Annotated in this window: 22 protein-coding genes and 1 pseudogene; 22 read left to right on the plus strand and 1 reads right to left on the minus strand. The window is 48.0% G+C overall.

Going from position 1 to position 20723, the window contains the following annotated elements; genetic code table 11:
- Nucleotides 1–159: 159 nt before the first annotated feature.
- Nucleotides 160–1629, minus strand: a complete 1470-nt coding sequence (locus M0P74_15265; protein MCK9364946.1) for a sigma 54-interacting transcriptional regulator — start codon at nucleotides 1627–1629, stop codon at nucleotides 160–162.
- 616 nt (nucleotides 1630–2245) lie between these two features.
- Between M0P74_15265 and M0P74_15270 the strand changes: the two genes are divergently transcribed.
- From M0P74_15270 to M0P74_15375, 22 genes and pseudogenes are all read left to right on the plus strand, one after another.
- Nucleotides 2246–3001: an MBL fold metallo-hydrolase gene (locus M0P74_15270; protein ID MCK9364947.1), complete on the plus strand. Its 756-nt coding sequence runs from the start codon at nucleotides 2246–2248 to the stop codon at nucleotides 2999–3001.
- A gap of 26 nt (nucleotides 3002–3027) precedes the next feature.
- On the plus strand, nucleotides 3028–3483 hold the full coding sequence (locus M0P74_15275; protein MCK9364948.1) for a B12-binding domain-containing protein: 456 nt from the start codon (nucleotides 3028–3030) through the stop codon (nucleotides 3481–3483).
- Nucleotides 3484–3572: 89 nt separating this feature from the next.
- Nucleotides 3573–4697 carry a uroporphyrinogen decarboxylase family protein gene (locus tag M0P74_15280; protein ID MCK9364949.1) on the plus strand — a complete coding sequence of 375 codons (1125 nt, stop codon included), beginning with the start codon at nucleotides 3573–3575 and terminating at the stop codon, nucleotides 4695–4697.
- Nucleotides 4698–4962: 265 nt separating this feature from the next.
- Nucleotides 4963–5642: pseudogene (locus tag M0P74_15285) on the plus strand (sulfite exporter TauE/SafE family protein).
- 54 nt (nucleotides 5643–5696) lie between these two features.
- Nucleotides 5697–6347 carry a corrinoid protein gene (locus M0P74_15290; protein MCK9364950.1) on the plus strand — a complete coding sequence of 217 codons (651 nt, stop codon included), beginning with the start codon at nucleotides 5697–5699 and terminating at the stop codon, nucleotides 6345–6347.
- Nucleotides 6348–6455: 108 nt separating this feature from the next.
- Nucleotides 6456–7343, plus strand: coding sequence for a dihydropteroate synthase (locus M0P74_15295; GenBank protein ID MCK9364951.1), 888 nt, complete (start codon nucleotides 6456–6458; stop codon nucleotides 7341–7343).
- A 124-nt stretch (nucleotides 7344–7467) separates the two neighbouring features.
- Nucleotides 7468–8226 carry a ribonuclease Z gene (locus M0P74_15300; GenBank protein MCK9364952.1) on the plus strand — a complete coding sequence of 253 codons (759 nt, stop codon included), beginning with the start codon at nucleotides 7468–7470 and terminating at the stop codon, nucleotides 8224–8226.
- A 30-nt stretch (nucleotides 8227–8256) separates the two neighbouring features.
- Nucleotides 8257–9357: a uroporphyrinogen decarboxylase family protein gene (locus M0P74_15305; protein ID MCK9364953.1), complete on the plus strand. Its 1101-nt coding sequence runs from the start codon at nucleotides 8257–8259 to the stop codon at nucleotides 9355–9357.
- A gap of 239 nt (nucleotides 9358–9596) precedes the next feature.
- On the plus strand, nucleotides 9597–9863 hold the full coding sequence (locus M0P74_15310) for a thioredoxin family protein (protein ID MCK9364954.1): 267 nt from the start codon (nucleotides 9597–9599) through the stop codon (nucleotides 9861–9863).
- Between the two features lie 286 nt (nucleotides 9864–10149).
- Nucleotides 10150–10536, plus strand: coding sequence for a hypothetical protein (locus M0P74_15315; protein MCK9364955.1), 387 nt, complete (start codon nucleotides 10150–10152; stop codon nucleotides 10534–10536).
- Between the two features lie 46 nt (nucleotides 10537–10582).
- A complete protein-coding gene (locus M0P74_15320; GenBank protein MCK9364956.1) occupies nucleotides 10583–11575 on the plus strand; it encodes an ABC transporter substrate-binding protein in 993 nt (330 codons plus the stop codon).
- A gap of 76 nt (nucleotides 11576–11651) precedes the next feature.
- Nucleotides 11652–12503 (plus strand): ABC transporter permease, encoded by an 852-nt coding sequence (locus tag M0P74_15325; protein MCK9364957.1) that lies wholly within the window; start codon nucleotides 11652–11654, stop codon nucleotides 12501–12503.
- 288 nt (nucleotides 12504–12791) lie between these two features.
- The gene (locus M0P74_15330; protein MCK9364958.1) at nucleotides 12792–13385 is read left to right on the plus strand and encodes an ABC transporter permease; all 594 of its coding nucleotides are present in this window, start codon (nucleotides 12792–12794) and stop codon (nucleotides 13383–13385) included.
- A gap of 74 nt (nucleotides 13386–13459) precedes the next feature.
- The gene (locus tag M0P74_15335) at nucleotides 13460–14311 is read left to right on the plus strand and encodes an ABC transporter ATP-binding protein (protein MCK9364959.1); all 852 of its coding nucleotides are present in this window, start codon (nucleotides 13460–13462) and stop codon (nucleotides 14309–14311) included.
- Between the two features lie 34 nt (nucleotides 14312–14345).
- Complete coding sequence (locus M0P74_15340) at nucleotides 14346–15215, plus strand: ABC transporter ATP-binding protein (GenBank protein MCK9364960.1); 870 nt, start codon at nucleotides 14346–14348, stop codon at nucleotides 15213–15215.
- A 49-nt stretch (nucleotides 15216–15264) separates the two neighbouring features.
- On the plus strand, nucleotides 15265–15582 hold the full coding sequence (locus tag M0P74_15345) for a TusE/DsrC/DsvC family sulfur relay protein (protein MCK9364961.1): 318 nt from the start codon (nucleotides 15265–15267) through the stop codon (nucleotides 15580–15582).
- Between the two features lie 315 nt (nucleotides 15583–15897).
- Nucleotides 15898–16557, plus strand: coding sequence for a hypothetical protein (locus tag M0P74_15350; GenBank protein MCK9364962.1), 660 nt, complete (start codon nucleotides 15898–15900; stop codon nucleotides 16555–16557).
- Between the two features lie 45 nt (nucleotides 16558–16602).
- The gene (locus M0P74_15355) at nucleotides 16603–17385 is read left to right on the plus strand and encodes a 4Fe-4S dicluster domain-containing protein (protein MCK9364963.1); all 783 of its coding nucleotides are present in this window, start codon (nucleotides 16603–16605) and stop codon (nucleotides 17383–17385) included.
- A 42-nt stretch (nucleotides 17386–17427) separates the two neighbouring features.
- Nucleotides 17428–17925: a (Fe-S)-binding protein gene (locus tag M0P74_15360; GenBank protein MCK9364964.1), complete on the plus strand. Its 498-nt coding sequence runs from the start codon at nucleotides 17428–17430 to the stop codon at nucleotides 17923–17925.
- Nucleotides 17926–18118: 193 nt separating this feature from the next.
- Nucleotides 18119–18376, plus strand: a complete 258-nt coding sequence (locus M0P74_15365) for a hypothetical protein (protein MCK9364965.1) — start codon at nucleotides 18119–18121, stop codon at nucleotides 18374–18376.
- A 261-nt stretch (nucleotides 18377–18637) separates the two neighbouring features.
- On the plus strand, nucleotides 18638–20107 hold the full coding sequence (locus M0P74_15370; GenBank protein MCK9364966.1) for a sigma 54-interacting transcriptional regulator: 1470 nt from the start codon (nucleotides 18638–18640) through the stop codon (nucleotides 20105–20107).
- A gap of 13 nt (nucleotides 20108–20120) precedes the next feature.
- On the plus strand, nucleotides 20121–20549 hold the full coding sequence (locus tag M0P74_15375; GenBank protein ID MCK9364967.1) for a rhodanese-like domain-containing protein: 429 nt from the start codon (nucleotides 20121–20123) through the stop codon (nucleotides 20547–20549).
- Nucleotides 20550–20723: the final 174 nt, after the last annotated feature.

Below are 20723 nucleotides of genomic sequence, written 5' to 3' on the forward strand. Positions count from 1 at the left end.
TAATGTTCATAATGTCTCTATCGGGAATATGGTTTTTCAAGCAGTTAGAACCAGATTATGAACATTAAACTTCGTTTTCCCGCTCAGAATCGTTGCGGGAATGACAAGAATGGGGAGTTTTGCAATTACCTCTGAAGGGCGAAAGAAGCTTTTTTTCTGCTATTTCGACAGATCATATTTTTTCATCATTCGCCACAGAGTAGTGCGGCTCACACTGAGTTGCTTTGCTGTTTCAATTCTGTTCCAGCGACAATCTTCCAAAACCTTGCGCAACGTATCTGTATCCAACGTCTTTGCACGGTCTTGATTTGGCTGCGGGCTGGATTGGACCTGGACGGCAGCTTTTATCCCGTTGTTTAACAACTGCAAGGAAATTGGAAGATGCTGAACATCAATAATGGTTCCCTTGCAATGGATGAAGGCATACTCCAAAATATTTTCCATTTCTCTCACATTTCCAGGCCATGCGTAGTTTAGTAGTATATCCAAAACCTTTGAAGAGACTTCCTTTACCTGCTTATTCATAGTTATTTTAAGCTTTTCCAGAAAATGGTCAATCAAAAGAGGAATGTCGTCAATACGATCGCGAAGGGGCGGCATAAAAATCGGGATGACGTTTAACCGATAATAGAGATCTTCGCGAAAGGCATTATTCTGAATAGCCTTCGGCAAGTCCTTGTTGCTGGCTGAAATAATCCGCACATCTGCCTGGATCGTTTTCGATCCTCCGACCCTTTCAAATTGCTTGTCTTCAGTCACTTTCAATAACTTGGCCTGCATCCCAGGGGTTAGCTCGCCAATTTCATCCAGGAAGAGGGTGCCCTTATGCGCGAGCTCTAATCTCCCCTGGCGATCACTGACCGCCCCAGTGAAAGCCCCTCTCACATGGCCGAACAGTTCGCTTTCAAGTAAATTTTCGGGAATAGAAGCGCAATTGACATGAACAAAGGGACCATTGCGGTTAATGCTGGAAAAATGGACGGCGCTGGCAATCAGACCCTTGCCTGTCCCGCTTTCGCCCTGAATGAGAACATTGGCGACGCTATCGGAAATAGCTTCAATTATTTCATATATTTCCATCATTTTTTTATTTTTCCCAACAACATTCCCCAATATATATTTCTCGCCGTGACATCCCTCTTTCAGTTTCTCAAGGGCGGTGATGTCAACGAAAGTTCCCATACCTCCAACAGGATGGTTGTTGAGGTCATAAAGAATCGTACCAGTTGAAGAAATTATTACAGGATCGCCGTTCTTGTTAATAATTGTCCTCTTTACAGTGACCGGTTTCAACTGCTTTGCCGCCATTTTAATGGTGCATTCATTTATACAATTTTTGCTGTTAATATTTCCTCTTCCACAGAATATGTCCTTACACCGCTGTCCCCGGGCCTCAGTCGCCGAAAACCCGGTTATCCGCTCAGCCGCACGATTGAAAGATGTGATCCGCATGTTGAAATCAATAGTTATGACACCATCGCAGATGGCATCAAGGATCGCCATTGTTAGATTATCTTTCTCCAAGGATACCTTCTCGATAGGTGTTAATTGATCAAGCTGAAAAGAAAAATTCTTCCCCTGAACCTTGAAAAAGGGGATCACTCCCCGCTTTTCATCTTCGTGAATCATTTAATTCTCCTCTGTCACTCATGTAATTTACGATCCTTTTAACATAATGTTTCATTCTTTTCAAGGGGGAGTAACATTATAACTCTATTATGGCTATAAAAATATGTCGAATACAATTACCCTACCCCCATAGGATAAAGCCCGTTAGTTTACAGATTTTACGGGAGAAGGTGCACATGACATTTTGTAACGCTTTAGTATTGCAATGCATCAAGCATACTTTGCCATTGGGAAAGTATGCTTGATTTCTTGAAAAATGGACAATGCAACTAATATTTTTCTGTTTCAACAGAATGAAATTGTAAAACATTATGTTTCATTGGGCGGGACACCTTAATATTTAATAAAAGACAAACCCATCGATTTTACCTCACGCCAAGTCCCTTCCCCATGACCTTTTAAATTAAATAACTATTTTAAATTATTATAGATTAACAGCCAAATTTATAGGCTCTAAGTCATTATTGGCAGATCATTAGATTTTTTGAAAGCATGGCATAACATTTGCTCTTAAAGTGGAGTTAATCGTTTTCGCAATTCATATTTGTTAGACAATAAGCACTGTTTTGGCGTCAAATTAGACGGTAGAAGAGGGAACTGACCGGAGAAAAAATCAATGAAGGTTAATTTTGTCGGCACCGCAGGGCTTGTTCCAGGAATGGGTTTAAAGGTTACGGGAAAGCGTGGGCAGTTATCAATGCTCATAGATCAGGATTACTTAATGGAGGTTGGCGAGGGCGCCTTAAGAAATTTAAATGCCAATGGCACGGATCTGGATGCAATCAAAAGAATCCTGATCTCCCATGTACACTCCGATCATTTTATCGGAATCGTCCATGTGCTTTACGCTATGATGAAAGTGAGAAACAGAAGGGATCCCCTCGAAATCGTAGGCCCCAGTGGGATTGAGAAGGCAACTCGGGGGTTGATGAGCATTTGTGAACTGTCGATTGCCAATGATGAGCTGAGGGGATATGAACTGAAATTTATTGAACTGGGGAGAGCCGAACGGTTTGATGATATTCGGACTGCCATCGGCTCCCATCCCACCGAAATACACGCCTACCGGATCACGCGGAATGGTCGCTCAGTCTTCTACAATGGAGAATCAAGCTATACCAGGGAGGTCCTCGACCTGGGAAGAGGCGCGGATCTTTTCATCAGCACCGCCGTGACCTTGGAACCGCACCTTTTTCATAACACCGCCGAGGATGTAGGGCGCGCAGCAACTGAAGCCGGGGTGCAGCGTGTTGCTGTCGTCCATTGGCCGACGGAGTATGAGGGCAGAAGAGAGGCGTTCGCGAAATTAGTCAAGAAACATTTCAAGGGCGAGGTTATTGTCCCGAATGATTTTACCGAGGTTGAAGTTTAAAACAAGGATAGGAGGAGGGGTAAGATATGAGCAAGGAGAAACTGGCGGCACTGGCAATGGCGGTTGCCAGGGGGAAGGCTGATGCCCAGCAATTAACGAAGGAATTGATCTCGGATAATATCTCCGTAGATCAGATATTCAAGGAAGCCCTGGTTCCCGCCATGGAGAAGGTGGGAGAGGGGATGCAGGAGGAGGAATATGCATTTCCGGAGGTTCAGGGGGCGATAAAGGCCATCCAAGCGTCCCTTGATTTGTTGAGGGGGACCTTTCCGGGCGGGACGGCTGCCTCAGCCGCGATACCTCAATGGGAAGGCGGCGGAGAGCTCTACGAGGTGGGGGGGCATTTAATCAACTTTGTAGGCAAGGCCTCCGGACTTGGTGGTTATGATTTGGTTCTGTTCTTTGATGAATGTGTCCGGGGATTGATGCAGCAGATTGATCTGCCCTGTCACAAGCAGGCGGAATCGACGCAAAAGGACTAAGATGGAAATCATTTCCTTAACCACGGACGAGGTGAGGAAACCGGGGGGAGCAGGGGTTTTACTGACAGCTTAATGGGGGAGGTATTGCTATGGTACAGAAGATGACACCGAAAGAAAGATTGGCGGCAGTGGACGAGTTTCGTGAGCCGGATGTGATGCCGGTGTTTCCAAGGATTATGGCTCAGGCTATCTATTCTCATAAGGGGTGGAAGCTGAGCGATATCACCACGCAGACGGAGATTGATGGAGATAAGGTGGCCGAGGCGTTTCTGGCATCGGTGGAGGAGGTAGGTTACGACTGGCCCTTCGGGGGGTACATGGATCACGCCTTTGGCGTGCCGCCGCTGGGAGGCACCTTGAAGATTCCTGATAAGTTTGGGGTGAGTGTGAGCATTGACAAGCCAGTCATTGAAAAGCGGGAGGATTGGCCGGCTGTTCAGAAAAAGCTGCCACTGGATCCAATGAAAGACGCCCGTTGCCGCGGCACCCTTAAGTCGATCAATATCATATCAAAGGCGATTGGCGATACCCATCCCCTTTTTGCGGCTTACTATACGGGAATTACGGCTGCCAATATCCTCTTTCGCAAGGTGGAGGACCTTACACTCGACGCGGCCGAAGATCCCGAGTTTGTTGATGAGATGTGCAAGGCGGCAACAGCCTGGTGCAATGACTGGATCCGGGCCCAGTACAAGGCCGGCTGCAACAGTTTCTGCTATCTGGGGGATCATTTTGGGACAGATTTGATTTCACCGAAGATGGGGGAGCGCTTCATTCTTCCTTATATCGCCGACACGGTGGCCATGGTGAAAAAGGAATTCGGCCAGAAGACCTATCTGCACATTCATGGAAATTTCAAAGGGCCTAAGGCCTATAATCTCCTGGAGAAGCTTGTGAAAGAAGCGGGGGTGGCCGGGCTGCACATGGATGAAAAGCACGATCCGAAATGGATCAAGGAAAACATCGTGGAAAAATGGCACATTCCCGCGGGGATCATCGTTCACGGGGCAGACCCCATCCAGAGTGGTCCTGTTGAGAAGATTTACGCTCATGTGAAAGAGGCCATCGAGGCGATAGGAACGCCAGGGCTTGGCTATTTTATGGCGCCCAGTTGTCAGATCCTTCCTGATACATCGAATGCAAATTTCAAAGCTTGGGTGGATGCCACCCATAAATACGGAAAGTATCCTTTGGGATCTTGGAAAGAAGAATAATATTAAGAACTAAGACTCTGTAATCCCCCAGTGTTGCGGGGGTACAGAGTCTGATCATTTAGCGAGTTATCAGGCAGCAGGAGAACGGCGGCGATTGCCTCGTTCCGCCGGGGATGTTCCAATAAAAATACCACTTTCAAGTGGCAAATGAGCGTTTTACAATCCAGCCTCCCGTCGCGTGCGGAGGCTATGAGAGGAGAAAAATAACATGAGTCCGTTAATAATCATGATCATCGGGATGACAGTCCTTTCCTTGGTTTCGGGGATGTTGGGGCTTGGTGTGGCCTTTTCGGCTATTCCTTTTTTGGGGTTGTTCCTTCCCAGTCTTACCCACCAGGTTCAACCGTTGAGCCTTCTGTTAAATGGGATAACGGCGCTAACGGCAACCTTCGGATTTGCAAAAAGCGGCCATATAGATTGGAAGAAGGCGATCACCCTCGCCGTCATAACGACCATTGCCGCGCCTTTGGGTTCATATCTCGTCCGCTTTGTCCCCAATTCTATATTTGGATAGTTTACTTCGTGTCGGTTACTTATCTTGCATATAGACTTTTCAGGCCTGTGACGGCGAGGCCGGGTAATGAAAACTTCACCCTTGCTTTGATCCTGGCCATCCCCATTTCGGTGCTTTCAGGCTTCCTTGGCGTTGGGCCTGGTTTCTTGCTCATGCCGACCCTCATTATTGTGGGTTTTGATCCGAAGAAAGCGGCAGGAATTAACGCTTTGGCGGTTTGTCCCCCTTCTTTCTCAGCATTGATTCCCCACCTTGCAACGGCTCAGTTTGATATGACACTGACGTTATGGCTTCTTGTCGTTGGGGCAGTATTTTCTTATGTTGGAGCAAGGCTCACGAGCCGCTTTGTTCCCAGTGCAAAAATTAAGCAGATTTTCGGCGTTCTTATTGTGGTCATGACGCTCTACAAAATATACACCATGGTCAGATAAGGCAGATTAACCAAAAGCATTTTTTGAAATTTTAATCAAAGGGAGGATGACACTATGGTAGAAATTGGAGCGTTAAAACAAATAGTGATCGATGGCGATGGCAAAAAGGTGATTGAATTGGTGAATGCCGCTTTGGCCGAAGGGGTTACACCGCAGAGCCTTTTAACAGATCACTTGATTCCGGGTATGGTCGAAGTGGGGCAACTCATGCAGGATGGAGAGTACTTTATTCCCGAGGTTCTCAAATCGGCAAAGGCGATGAATGGAGCCTTGGCTATATTGGAGCCCCTTCTTGCCATAGGAGGCAGAGAGTCGGCAGGCTGCGTGCTTATGGGCACGGTGGATGGAGATATTCACGACATAGGGAAAAATCTTGTCTGCATGCTGCTGAAAGGAGGCGGATTCGAGGTAAGAGATTTGGGCGTTTCCGTCCCGGTACAAAAATTTCTTGAGGGAGTCAAGCTAGCCCTTCAGGAGCGGGAAGGCAAAATTGTTCTCGGAATGTCAGGCCTCATCACGCCGACGCTTGATGGGATGCCGGAGGTGATCAAAGCGCTTGAAGAGGCAGGCCTCAGGGATAGGGTTAAGGTCATGGTCGGAGGAGCGCCAGTGACGCAGGAGTTCTGTGATTCAATAGGCGCAGATGGGACTGCCCCCGATGCGCCCAGCACGGTGGCGTTGGCCAGAAGCCTTTTAGCGGCCTGATGTTGATCAAGAATATTTTTGATAAATGGCCGGCATCGGGAATTTTTACAGGGGAAGTAATAGAAAAAGGGGTACCGTTTTAGCCCAGAAGGAGAAGGGGATAAGAGTATGAGCCAAAATCTTACGACCGTGATTCGGTCTGAAACTAAAGAGGTGGAGATTACGAGGGAGCTCCCAACCGTTATTATCGGGGAGTGCATAAACCCCACGGGAAGGAAAAAACTGCAGGAAGAGTTAAGGGCAGGTAAATTCGATATTATCCGCAGAGATGCAGTAGCTCAGGTGGAGGCGGGAGCCGCGATTCTGGATGTAAACGCGGGTGTGGCAGGAATGGATGAGCCGGTCTTGATGGTTCAATTGATCAATGTTGTCAGGGAAATGACGGATGTTCCGTTTTGCATTGATACGGCAAATCCCAAAGCTCTGGAAGCGGCGTTGAAGGTGTATAAGGGAAAGCCGCTGGTCAATTCGGTCAACGGTGAGGAGCACAAGCTATCGGAGATTCTGCCCATGATCAAAGACTATGGGGCAGCGGTGATAGGTTTGACGATGGATGACGAGGGGCTTCCCCGGACGGCGGACAAGCGTCTCTCGATTGCAGGCAAGATCATTGAGCGAGCGATGAAGCTTGGCATTCCGAGAGAGGATATCGTAATCGATGTCTTGGCTTTGGCGATGGGTTCGGAGGATAAAGCAGGCCGGTGCGCGCTTGATACTATCGAGGCGGTTGTAAAGGAATTCGGAGTCAATATCACCATGGGGGCCAGCAACATTTCCTTTGGGCTTCCCGACCGTCCGTCGGTGAATGCCACGTTTATCGCCATGGCGATCCGGATGGGGCTCACCTGTCCTATCACCAACCCTCTTAATGAGCAGGTCCGTTCAGCGATTGCGGCGGCAGATCTCTGCATGGGAAGGGATGAGTATGCCTCAGGCTGGATCAAGGACTATCGGAAACGGGAGAAAGCCAAGAAGGCCGCTGCCGGTGCACTGTAGTGTGGCTTAAGTGCGAGGACATGCATCAGAAACAATAAGTTGGGGCTGGACCAGGGATTGAGGGATATCCGTGAAAATGCCCCGATAAAAGTCCTTAAAAACGTGTTATAGGAGGGAAACAACCATGAAGGTCACTTTTTTAGGAACTGCGGGGCTTGTTCCCGGGGGAATGGGGCTCACGGTCACAGGCAAGCGAGGGCAAAACTGCATGCTGATTGACGATGACTATTTGATCGAAACTGGCGATGGCGCTCTCAGAAATATTAATGCCTATGGGGTGGACTTGAATAAGATTAAAAAAATAATGATTTCACACCTGCATTCGGACCATATCATAGGTATAGTGCACATTATATTTGACATGATGAATGTCCGAAACCGGAAAGAACCGCTGGAAATTGTCGGACCGCCCGGTGTTGAGAAAACAGTCCGGGGGATGATGAGCCTTACTGAACTTCCCTGCGCCGATGATGCAAAACGCGGATTTGCTCTTGTCTTCCGTGAATTGGGAGCTGCCGAGAAATTTGACGACGTTGAGACAGCGAAGGGAGAACACCCCTCTGAAGCGCATGCATATAAAATTACCCGCGGCGGAAGATCAGTTTTTTATAATGGCGAATCAAGTTTCACCAAAGAGGTGCTTGACCTTGCCAGAGGCGCCGACTTTTTCATCTGTACCATTCCTGTTATTGAGAACCATTCGTTTCATATTGACCCGAAAATGTGCGGTCAGGCGGCAACCGAGGTCGGGGTGACACGGGTTGCGGCAATGCACTGGCCCACGCAATTTGAAGAAAATAGAGAAGCTTTGGCTGATATGGTTAGAAAATATTTTGACGGAGAAGTGATGATCCCGGACGATTTTACCGTGGTTGAAGTATAACAAATAGAGTGAAAAGGAAAGGAGTTATGAATGAACAAAAAGGAAAGGTTTCAGGCAGTTCGCGAAATGCGGGCGCCGGACTACATGCCTGTCTGGCCGAGGGTAATGTCCCAAATGCTTTATGCAAAGGGTTGGATGCTGCCCGAGGTCACCGGAGTTGATTGGTACGACTCGGAAAAAATCACTCAGGCAGTCCTCGACAGTATCAAGTATGTAGGCTACGATATGGCGATCCCAACCTATGTGGACTACGCTTTTGGAGTGCCATACCTCGGCGGAACAATCAGCATCCCTAACAAATTTGGCGTAGCCGCCGGAACTACCGATATGCAAGCTGTGATGACGAAGGATGACTGGCCGAGAATTCAGAAAAAACTTGCTCATTTTGATCACAAAACATCTGATCCCCGGATGAAGGGCGCTCTTGAAGTCATTACGAATGTCGCGAAGGCCGTGGGAGATGAAATGCCGCTTGTGCCGATGTATTATGTCGGCACGACCGCCGCCATGTTCCTCTTCCGTCCCAACGCCGCCATCATGGAAGATATGAGCGAGGACCCTGAGTGGGTGGATGACATGGCCAAGGTGGCTACTGATTGGAGCTTAGACTGGATTCGGGCGCAATATGAAGCGGGCGCCAACAGCGTTGCCTTTATCGCAGAGACGATGGGAACCCTGATGATGAGCGCCAAGATGTGCGAACGGTTCAACCTTCCCAATATTGTAAGGGTCGTTGAGACAGTCAAAAAAGAGTTCAACCAGAGCACGTGGCTGCATATTCATGGCAATATGAGAACTCCGAAGGCATATCAGTACCTGACTCTGCTTGTGAAGGAAGCAGGCGTCGAAGGGTTTCACTTTGATGAGGAAAATCCTCCGGACTGGATCAAGGAAAATGTGGTTGATAAGTTAGGGGTGCCGGCCTGCATCATCACGGACGGGGCGAGGATCGCCAGCGGACCGGTGGAAAAGATCAAAGCAGAGGTAAAGGAACAGATGTCAGTGATCGGTGACGGATTAGGCCTGATGATGGCGCCGAGCTGTCAGGTGCTTCCTGCCACTCCTAATGAGCATTTTAAAGCATGGGTGGATGCCACTCATGAATATGGAAAATATCCACTCAGTAAATAGTTTATTCACAGGAGGCAATTGCAAAACCATTTGTCATTCCCGAAAGCGAAGCTTAATGTTCATAATGTCTCTATCGGGAATATGGTTTTTCAAGCAGTTAGAACCAGATTCCCGCTCAGAATCGTTGCGGGAATGACAGAAATGGGGAGTTTTGCAATTACCTCACAGTAGATGCCATTATGGAAATAAATGGTTTCCCGAAAACAGAATAAGGAACGTGGGGAAAGGAAGAGAATGTAATGATAAAAAAGATCGTGTTTTTTACTGGAGGCTGTCCCAGGTCCCAGATCACAGAGAAGAATTTAAGGAAGGCTGTTGCAGAGATGGGACTGGAGGTTGAGATCGAGAGTATAGACGACCCACGAGAACATCAGAAGCAAGGGGTTTCAGCTTTTCCTACGGTGAAGATTGACGGGGAAATTAAAACGGTGGGTATTTTCAGGAGCGTTGATTATTTTAAGGAACTCTTTGAGGACCTCGCTTCCGAACAGCCGCCTTCAGTATAGATGTTTTGCAAATGTTGCTCTATCGCCAATTGTCGAGGGTGGAAGGTAGATATCGGGGGTCGGTGGTTTTTATAACTTTCGGTAACGGAAGTGTTTTCATCCTGTTATTGCCGTGGGCACTGGATTTTAGCATAATATATTATCTGAATGAAGGAGAGTGATTAAAGTGTCCGATTCCGTAGATGATCCCCCAAACGGTTCCTCTGTGAGTGTCGAAAAGGAACCGGATAAGGTGTGCGATTTGTATTTAAACGGTTACGCCTGAGACAGGGCTTTCCTGCAAGTTATGCAGGAAATATATGGTCTTCCCCTTGATGAATGGGCTTGGATTAATTATCAATTGGAAATTTCGGTTACCTGTGAACGTTATGCATGTAAGGGGCTGTCTGCTGGCGGTATAGCCATTGCCCTTGATATCATAAAGAATAAACTAAACAGCGGTCTTTCACCCTCAAAGGCATTGGAAGAATACGAAAGGCGCGTTGTTAAAATCTTTGACGCTTTCAAGAAAGAGTTCGGGGAATGCGGCTGCCAGGCTCTTTTAGGTTTTGACGCCATGAAATATGATGACTACCCTCCTGAGAAGCAGCGGTATATTGAAGGGGGCGAATGGATGAAACAATGCTGCACGTATATGGGATTTATCGTCAATGCCATGAAAGAAGAGAAATAAAGGCCAAGGTTTATAAACGTCAAACAATTGAAGAAAGGAGCTAAAAATGAAATTCAAAAGGATAGTTTTTTCGGTGCTGTTAGTATTTTTTTTCATGTTTTCAATCCCGGTGTTTGCTCAAGATGTTGTCACTAATGAAAAGGCCAAGATCACCATTGGCTATGCCCCGTTCGGCATGTTGGAAACCTCTGTGGCCAAGGTGAAGCAGTTTCACAAGAAGTATCTTCCCAATGTAGAGGTAGAGTGGTTTTTTGGATTGTATAGCCCCCATCTCGTAAACAATTGGATCGCGGGAAAGTTGGATGTCTCCTATTTAGGAGATATGCCGGCCATCATGCTTCAAAGTAAGGTGAAGAATACGAGATGGGTTTCGAATGGCGTATCCCCTCGCGGGGAGGTGCTGGCGATTTTTGTAAACAATAACTCCAAGGCAAAGACGCTGAAGGACTTGGAGGGCAAATCGCTTGCTACGGGCATTGGCTCCGCGCAGCATCGCATGATCGAGGCCATCATGAAAAAGGAGAATATCAAATTTAACCTCGTAAACCAGTCACCGGAGGTGGCGCTCAGCAATCTGGAGGCGGGAAAGGTTGATGCGTTCGGCTACTGGCCGCCCTATATTGAAATGGTTAAATATAAGAAAGTTGGCCGGGCCATTATGGCTGACGCCGTTAAATATGAGCCCGAAGTGAATGCTACCTGGCCCCTGGTGGTAAGCGAAGCGTTTAACAAAAAGAATCCTAAGATTGTGGAGGGGTTAGTGCGTGCCGATATTGACCTTCACAAGTACATTCAAGCCAATCTCGATGAGGCTTCGCAGATCGTCTTTAAAGAGTTGGGCGAAAAAATACCTCTTCCCGTTATCAAGGCGTCATTGGCAAGTTATCGCTATCATGACAGTATTGATAAAGATGCGATCCAGACTGTGCAAATGAGCGTCGATTTTATGAAATCCAAGGGATACATAAAGGAGGGGTTTGACCCTGCAGCCTGGGCAGATCCATCTTACGTGAATAAGATTCTTAGCGGCAAGAAATAAACCATCCTTAAAACCGTCCGGGGGGCAGATATCTGCCTTCCGGACATACACCACGATTAAAAAGGCAGGGATAATCATGGATAGTAGGACATATTGTGTTTCGGGCATTACCTTTGAAAGGCCGTCGGCTTTCGCCCGGACATTCAGCATTAAGAATTTGTTGAAAGTTATCTCAATAGGGTCATTGTTTGTTATCTGGACCCTGCTGGTGCATTTTAAGGTATATCGTTTCGGGTTTCTTCCGGGGCCAGCCGAAGTATTAGTGTGGGGCATAGAATGGGTACAGAACAAGGTTTTCTGGATTGATTTAGTGTTCACCTTTGCCCGCGTATGGGTTGGCGTGGTTGCCGCGTGCCTTATTGCGATTCCCATGGGGTTGATGATCGGGTGGAATAAGATTTTTGCTGACTTCACCTTTCCCATGGTGGAGATTCTTCGGCCTATCCCGGGGATTGCCTATATTCCGGTAGCCATTATGTTTTTACCCTGGGAAGAGGCAAGCACGGCTTTTATTTGCTTTATTGGCGCCTTCTTTCCCATTATTATCAATACGATCATCGGGGTAAAGTCAATAGACCAAAGCTATTTTCGGGCGGCCCAATGTCTCGGATCCACCCCCCGCCAGATATTCTGGCATGTGGTAGTGCCGGGATCCTTGCCCTACATTTCCAGCGGGGCGGCACTGGGGATGGGCATCGGTTGGATGGCTTCAGTGGCGGGGGAGATGATATCCGGACAATATGGTCTTGGGTACCGCATCTGGGAATCTTACACCTTGATCAGATATCCTCTCATTGTTGTAGGAATGATCGTCATCGGGGTTCTGGGATTGGCCTCTTCGAGCTTCATCCGGTACGTTACGAAACGGGTGGTGCCCTGGCGGAAGGACATGACGGAATCGTTAGACGAATCAATCACAAAAAAATAGGTGGAGAAGGTCATGAAATTGGATACAAAAGAAGCTGCAAAGGATCAACCCGCGGCGATTGAGAAAACGCAATCCGCTCCAGGGGGATCAGTTCCCGGGAAATCGGGTTCTTGGTCTAAATTCAGAAAAAAGTTAATAAGTCTGTCCACGCTCAGAAGAATAAGTTCCGTCTTGATCTTCCTTGGCCTATGGGGAGCTGTAGTTCAAACTATTCCTAATTTTCACCAAATCCCGGGACCCTGGAAGGTTTTTCTCGCCTTGTTCAATATTTCTCCTAACCTGTATTTAATGGAAATAGTCCGTAGTTTTTTGAGGGTTCTGGCCGGATTCATTTTAGGAGCTGCGGTAGGGTTTCCGATCGGGGTAGCGATCGGCTATTCCCGGATTTTCAATTATATGCTCTTTCCCGCGGTAGAAATATTCCGTCCCATTCCGCCCATTTCCTGGATTCCCCTGTCTGTTCTGTTCTTTGTCAATATAGAGTCCCAGATCGTTTTTCTGACGTTCTACGGCGCTTTTTTCCCCATCGTTTACAACACCATTAGCGGCATCTCAAACGTCGATATACAACTGCCGCGGGCGGCGATGTCTTTCGGGGTCAGCAAAACTCAATTGCTGTTCCGCGTCATCCTGCCGGCCGCCAGTCCTCAGATCTTTGCCGGTTTGAAAATCGCGGTTGGAATCACCTGGCTCATGGTGGTGGCTGCGGAAATGATTGCCAGCAAAGGCGGGCTGGGTTATCTGACATGGTACAACCATACAGTGATGAATTATCCAATGGTTTTCATCGGAATGGGTACCATCGGCGTAGTTGGGGCTCTTTCCAGCCTGGGAATTGACCGCATTGGCCTGCGGTTCACAAAGTGGATGGATATATTTTAAGCCCCCCCGCCTCGTTGCCTCTTCGCAGGCAAATGGCGAGAGGGTAAAACCAAAGACGAAGATGGAGATGGAACATGGCGGATGATAATAAATCAGGGGCAGTCGAATTCAAAGATGTGGTGAAAACGGTAAAGATCAAGGATAAGCACAGCGTTGTCCTGAAGGATTGCTTTCTGACAATAGATAAGGGGAAATTGACGGTGCTGGTCGGTCCATCCGGGTGCGGGAAATCGACTATCATCAACCTCATAGCCGGGTATGATACACCATATAGTGGGCAGGTGCTTGTGGATGGGGCGCCCGTGAAAGGTCCGAGTTGGGAACGGCTGGTCGTTTTTCAGGAAATGGCCCTTTTCCCCTGGCTGACATGTTACGAAAATGTCGTCTTTGGTCCGAAGGCCCGGGGGATTATGTCCGAGAAGGAGATGCATGAAGAGGCCGTAAGACTTCTGGAATTGGTTGGTCTCCAGGATTTCCATGGGAAATACCCCAAGCAGCTTAGCGGCGGCATGCAGCGGAGGGCAGAGCTCGCCCGAGCGCTGATCAACAGACCCAAGATCATGCTCATGGATGAACCTTTCCGCGGACTGGATGCGATGACGCGGGAGTTGATGCAGGAGTATTATCTCAAACTCTTTGAGGAAACAAAAATCACCAATGTCTTCGTGACCTCCGAGATCGATGAAGCCATTTTTTTGGCGGATAAACTTTTAATGATGACTAACAAGCCGACAAAGGTCAAAAAGGCTATTGATGTTGACCTGCCCCGGCCTCGGGATTGGAAAATGGCCACATCCAAACGGTTTCGTGAACTCAAGGCGGAGGCTCTTGAGTTGCTCCATGAAGAAGCTGTCAATGCCTCCGCAAGCAGTGGTAAAGCCGATATTGATCTTTCTGCAGGTTTTGAGAAGCTGAAGATGGCTTAAAGCGAGGGGACGTCAATGTGATAGGAGAGAACAGATGAGCAATTTTGAAGTGACCATGGATCAGGGCCTTGCCGTAAAACCCAAAGAAGGCAGGATTCGCATCGAGCATGCGAGCAAAGTCTATGATCCGCAGGGCGTCAATGTCTGGGCGCTGGATGATAATTGTGTTGATATCGAAGCGGGTGGCTTCGTCGGAATCGTTGGGCCGTCCGGATGCGGGAAGACTACCCTTTTAAATGCGATTGCGGGGTTCGACAATCTGACTGACGGTGAGATATACTTGGACGACGAGTTGATTGCTTCTCCTGCGATCAAGCAATCTCCCGGCTCAGACCGTATCGTTGTTTTCCAGAACGGCGCCCTTTTTCCCTGGAAAACGGTGTTGGAGAACCTCACCTATGGTCCTGTCGCCCAGGGAAAGATGTCAAAGGATGAGGCCGTCACCGAGGCGAGGCGGATCATGGGAAAAATGGGTTTAAACTGCAACACGGAAGACCTCTATCCTGACAATCTTTCATCCGGCATGAAGCGCCAGGCGGAAATTATCCGCGCCCTGATAAACAACCCCAAAGTATTGCTGCTGGACGAGCCATTTCGAGCCCTCGACAGCATAACTAAAACCATTATGCATGAGTATCTTTTAGAGGTGTACAATTTTACGCGAAAAACCATCTTCTTTATCACCCACGATCTTGAAGAGGCCATCTTTCTGGCGGATCGTGTCTTGATCATGACTACGCGACCGGGCCGCATTAAAGCAACTATAGAAGTGGACATTCCCAGACCGAGAGACTTTCATGTCTTGGCGAGCGACCATTTCATGGAATTGAAGGAACAAGCCGTGGCGGCGGTACGGGAAGAAACATTAAAGGCCTTCGCAGCAGGAGAACGCGAATTGGCTTAATACTCTAATTCATAATTACATTTAACAGCAGCGAAAGGGGAATTGAGATATGCCGGTGGTAGAATTCATGGGGAAAAGCTTTAATGTGGATGGCGAGGGTTTTCTTACGGACGTGAATGAATGGTGTCCGGAATGGGTGGAGTATGTAAAAACGAGCCAGGGGATTAAGGAGCTTACGGAGGATCACTGGACGGCTATAAACATGCTTCGGGACTACTATAAGTTGAACGGGAAGCCCCCCATGGTCAGGATCTTTGCTCAGGTGACGGGTTTCAAGTTGAAAAAGATTTATGAGCTTTTCCCGGCAGGCCCCGGGAAAGGCGGGTGCAAGGTGGCCGGTCTTCCGAAACCGATCGGATGCGTCTAAAACGAGAGGCGTGGCTGAAGCATGTCCGCGTTTTGTAAAAATAGAGTTAATGGAGGTAATTGCAAAACTCCGTGTCATGCCCGAATGCTTTTGTCGGGCATCCATGATTTCAAATAGTTAAAAACTGGATTATGAACATTAAACTTCGTTTTCCCGCCCAGAAGCGTCGCGGGAATGACAGCGTTGGGAGTTTTGCAATTGGCTCAATGGGCAAAATCTTTCATTCATCCCCAGCGGCTGACGGTGGTGATGAATGCAGGCGTTTGGGCTGCGCAAAGGGATATTTTAGCAAAAGCCGGAAGGAGGTAGGCTGGGATGTTTGAAAATTTCAGAGACACACTGATCTTTATTGAATGGGTGACCTTCTTTGCCGTCTTGATTGTATTAGCCATTCAATTTTTCAATCTGTACCGCATCAGCCGGGTAAAAGACGCAGTTCTGCACGATAACTGGAATTGGACAGAGGTAGTTCGCTCTATCTTCCACTGGCTTGTTCCCTTTGGAAGCCAGGGGATGAAAGACCATCCCTTTGTAACCTTGGGTTATTTCTTTTTTCACCTTTCCTTTATCTTCACGCTGATATTTTTATCGTCCCATGTTTTTACGAATACGGGTTGGCTGGGGGGCGGCAGCCTTATTGCCGATTTGACGGCGCTCGTTTTCATGGTCTCCGTTGTCTTCATCGTGATTCGGCGGTTGATTGCCCCGGAAGTCCGGATAGTCACCACCTTGAGCGATTACCTGCTTTTAGCCCTCGTAACCGCATTATTTATAACCGGCTACTACATGGGCTTTCATCCAGGAACAGAGCTCGGTATAAATTATGAAAACATTCTAATTATCCACATCCTTTTAAGCGAGCTCCTGATAATCCTTATCCCATTTACAAAGTTAGGACACATGATCCTTTTCTTTTTTACGCGGGCAATCATTGGAGTCGAATTTGGCGCCAGGCGGGGCGTAAAGTCTTGGTAAAGGGGCGAACATCACAATACGGACAAAAAGAAAGGAGTTTTTTTCATGTCAGATAAAGAGGGACAGCCGGCGACAAAGGCAGAAAAACCGATCGCTCCCCGGGAGATCATGACGATGCTGGACAAGGCTCTGGGAGCGCGGATGAAGCTGTGGCTTAAGTCTTGCTATCATTGTGGTTTGTGTGCGGACAGTTGTTTTTTTTACACGGCCCATGGGAATGATCCGCAATACATGCCTTCCTATAAGCTGAACAAGACCCTGGGAGAGCTGTATAGGAGAAAGGGAAACGTAAGCAGGCAGTTCCTTGAAAAGGCCGCGGACATTGTCTTTGGAGATTGTACCGGCTGCCGCCGCTGCAGCATGTACTGTCCCTTTGGAATAGATATCGGTTTGATGCTGGGCACGGTTAGAGCCGTCTGCGCCGCTTATGACCTCTCTCCGGAAGCCCTTCTGGTCGCCACGCAGAACTATGTGGAGTTTGATAACCAGATGGCGGTGACCACGGATGAATGGGTTGATACTTGCCAGTGGATGCAGGACGAAACAGCCGATGAGCTTCCCGGACTCACCATTCCCATAGATAAAAAGGGTGCCAGGATCATGTACACAATCAATGCCCGGGAGGCCAAATATTATCCCCAGGATATTGCAATGGCCGCAATGATCTTCCATGTTGCGGGGGAAGACTGGACGATGTCCACCAAAGGCTGGGACGATACGAATCTGGCGTTTTTTGCCGGCAAAGGAAAGGAGGCGGCACAGCACGTCAAATCAACCTATGATGCCGCCATCGGGTTGGGGGCTCAGGCAATAGCCATCACCGAGTGAGGGCATGCATACAGAGCCCTTCGGTTCGAAGGGCCTTATTGGTTGGGTTTGCCGGGCGGGAATCCTCCGGTTCCAGTTATTCACAGCGTTCAGCTTTTCTACGAATACCTGCGGGATGGACGTATTAAAATAGATCCGTTGAAAAAGCTCAAAGTGCCTGTCACTTACCATGATCCGTGCAACATTTCGAGAGGCGGCGGCTTATCGGAAGCAGCCAGGCATATTGCCCGGCAACTGACGGATGACTTCCGGGACATGACCCCCGGCGGAGAACATAACCACTGTTGCGGGGGTGGTGGGGGCTATGTTCCCATGGGGCCTGCGTTCAAAGAAAGAAGGATGGCTTCGGGCAAAGTCAAGGCCGATCAGATTAAGGCGACGGGGGCGAAGATTGTCATAGCGCCCTGCCATAACTGCTATGACCAGATCGGCGATCTCAGCGAGAAGTATGATTTGGGTATCCAGGTAAAAACGTTCAAGGAACTCATCAGTGAAATGATGATCATCCCCGACAATATGAAACCCAAAGTTGAAGAGTAATGCCATATTGCGGATGGGAAGGAGGTCTTGACGTCGAATCAGACCTGCAAAAGTCGTTCAGTGGTTGAGGTGTCAAGGATTAGGGAATATCCTGACAAGCTCTGGTTTTTTAGAAAGGAGCGGAGATGAACAAAAAAGAACGATTTCAAGCGGTGAAGGAAGGTCGAGCGCCTGATCACATACCGGTTTGGTCATGCGCATTATCCCAGACTATTTTTACCAGGGCCTTCTATTGCCTGATGTTACCGGCCAGGATTGGTATGATTCTGCCAGGATTGCTGACTTGATACTGAAGAGCATCAAGAATGTCGATTATGATCTCGCTATCCCTTTTTATGTTGATTTTGGTTTTGGCGTTCCTCCCCTCGGCGGAGTCTTTGATATTCCTAATGACAAATTTAAGGCATGGGTGGACGCCGTTCATGAATATGGGAAATACCCGTTGGTTTGACTCCTTCCTGAATAAGGCGGCCTTGTCTGTGCACTGAAAAGCTTGATCCCGCTGCCGGGAAACTGTTCCCTGCGAAGCGAGATGACGCCGTCGCTGGTATCGGCGCCCGGGGTCATCTCGTTCCTGTAGCATTTGTCTTTTCTTTTAAAATATACCCTCATAGTACAGCAGCAAGTCTTCTCTGCCAGCACGGATGCGAATTATTTCGCATTCAGTGAAACATTATGTTAAGAAGGCACCAATTGGCAGGAGGCAGATATAATGACCCAGGAAGATGAAGGACGAGACGTCATTCCTTTTTTTAAGGTTCAGGGGAAAGACTTTTCTTTTGAAATGGATAAATTGACCCATACCGAAAAGGCAGTCTTGGAAAAAGACAATCTGGTAATGGCGATCCTTGATACCATCGACGATGGCGTCATGACGATCGATTCCAACATGCGGATCACGTCTTTTAACCGAGCCGCGGAGAGGATAACCGGGTTTTCGGTCGGGGAGGCTCTGGGACAGCAGTGCAAAGACATATTTTGCGGGAAAGGAAGTATCGAAAGCGGAAGGTGCAGGGTTGAGTGCACCATGAAGATGGCGGCAAAGGAGCTTAAGCCGGTCACCGTAAAAAAAAGGATTGTCAATAAAAAGGGCGACCTTGTAATGACCTCCTTGACGGCTACAATCCTTTACGACCTCAGCGACCGTCCGGTTGGCGGCATGGAGACTTTTATAGATATCACGGCTTTTGAGAAACTGAAAGACGGGTGCGAGGGCAAAAAATACATTTTGGGGAACATTATTGGGAAAAACCACAAGATCATGGAGATATACGAACTCATCGATTCCATTTCCGACAGCAGGGCCAATGTCCTCATCCAGGGGGAGAGTGGAACAGGCAAAGGTTTGGTTGCCAAGGCCATCCATTGCTCAAGCATCAATCAAAAGGGGCCCTTTGTCCATGTGAACTGCGCAGCTCTGCCCGAAAATTTGCTTGAAAGCGAACTTTTCGGCCATGTAAGGGGGGCCTTTACCGGAGCTGTCAGCGACCGCCAGGGAAGGTTGGAGTTTGCCCAGAACGGCACTATCTTTTTGGATGAGATTGGCGAGCTTAGCCCAGGGATGCAGGCCAAATTATTGAAGGTGACGGAAGAAAAGCAATTTGAAAGGGTCGGAGGATCAAAGACGATCCATGCCGATGTCCGGATTATTTCAGCCAGCAACAGAGACCTGCAGAAGGCCGTCAAGAACAATACCTTCCGCGAAGATCTCTATTATCGTTTGAATGTCATTCCTGTTTTTACGCCGCCCCTTCGCGAGCGGATGGACGATCTTCCCTTTCTGATTGAACATTTTCTGGAAAAATTTAACGTAAAAATGAACAAACAAATACGGGGGGCCTCGACAAAGGGTATGGATGTCTTTCTAAAGTACCCCTGGCCGGGAAATGTGCGGGAACTGGAAAACGTTCTTGAATATGCCGTCATCCATTGCAAGGGGGAAATTATTGATGTTCAGCATCTTCCAGATTCGATCAAGTTGCCGGACAAAGTCGAAAAAGGCGCCACGCAGGTTCAAACCAACCCGGGATTGAAGAGAGGCCGTTCAAAGATGCTGGATTTAGATGCGTTGCGCAAGGCCTTGGACGATTGTCGCTGGGACAGACTTGAAACGGCAAGGCAAGTCAATATGAGTCGAACCACTCTATGGAGAATGATGAAAAAATACGGTCTGTTGAATTGAATGAGGATGCATTATGAAAAAAATGAAAACGGTTGCCGGGGAGGGCCAGGCGCTGAGAGGCGTTTCGTTCGATGATTATTTGAAAACATTCGACTATGAAGAACGAAAATATATGAAAATCGAAATCCCTGAATTGCTTGACCTATATAAAAAAGGAGCGGCGCAGGTGATCGATGTTAGATTTACTGAAGAATATCACACATATAATTTCTGCTTTATCAAAAATATTCCGTTACCCGAACTGCCGGCGCGGCTAAGCGAGCTCGACAAAACCAAAATCATAGTCACGGTTTGTCCCCATTATGACCGGGCCGAGATTGCAAGGATGTATCTAACGTTGAAGGGCTACCGCTCCAAGTATCTGGTTAGCGGCGCTCTCGGCCTTGCCGAATACCTCAGGGGCGACAAGGCAAGGGATTTCATAAAAGATACTGAAAAGTAAACGAATAGCCACGGAATCGCTGCAAGCAGGACAAAAAAAGCGAATTATCTTCTCTTTCGCAGTCCACTGCAAAGCCCTTGCAATGTTCCACCTGCCAGGAACATCATGTTGCAATAGCGCAGAGGGGCTATGAAATATTACGTTTCATTGGACGTTTCATCTCAAGCTTCTTGC

The organism is Syntrophales bacterium (assembly GCA_023229765.1).
Lineage (GTDB): Bacteria > Desulfobacterota > Syntrophia > Syntrophales > UBA5619 > DYTH01.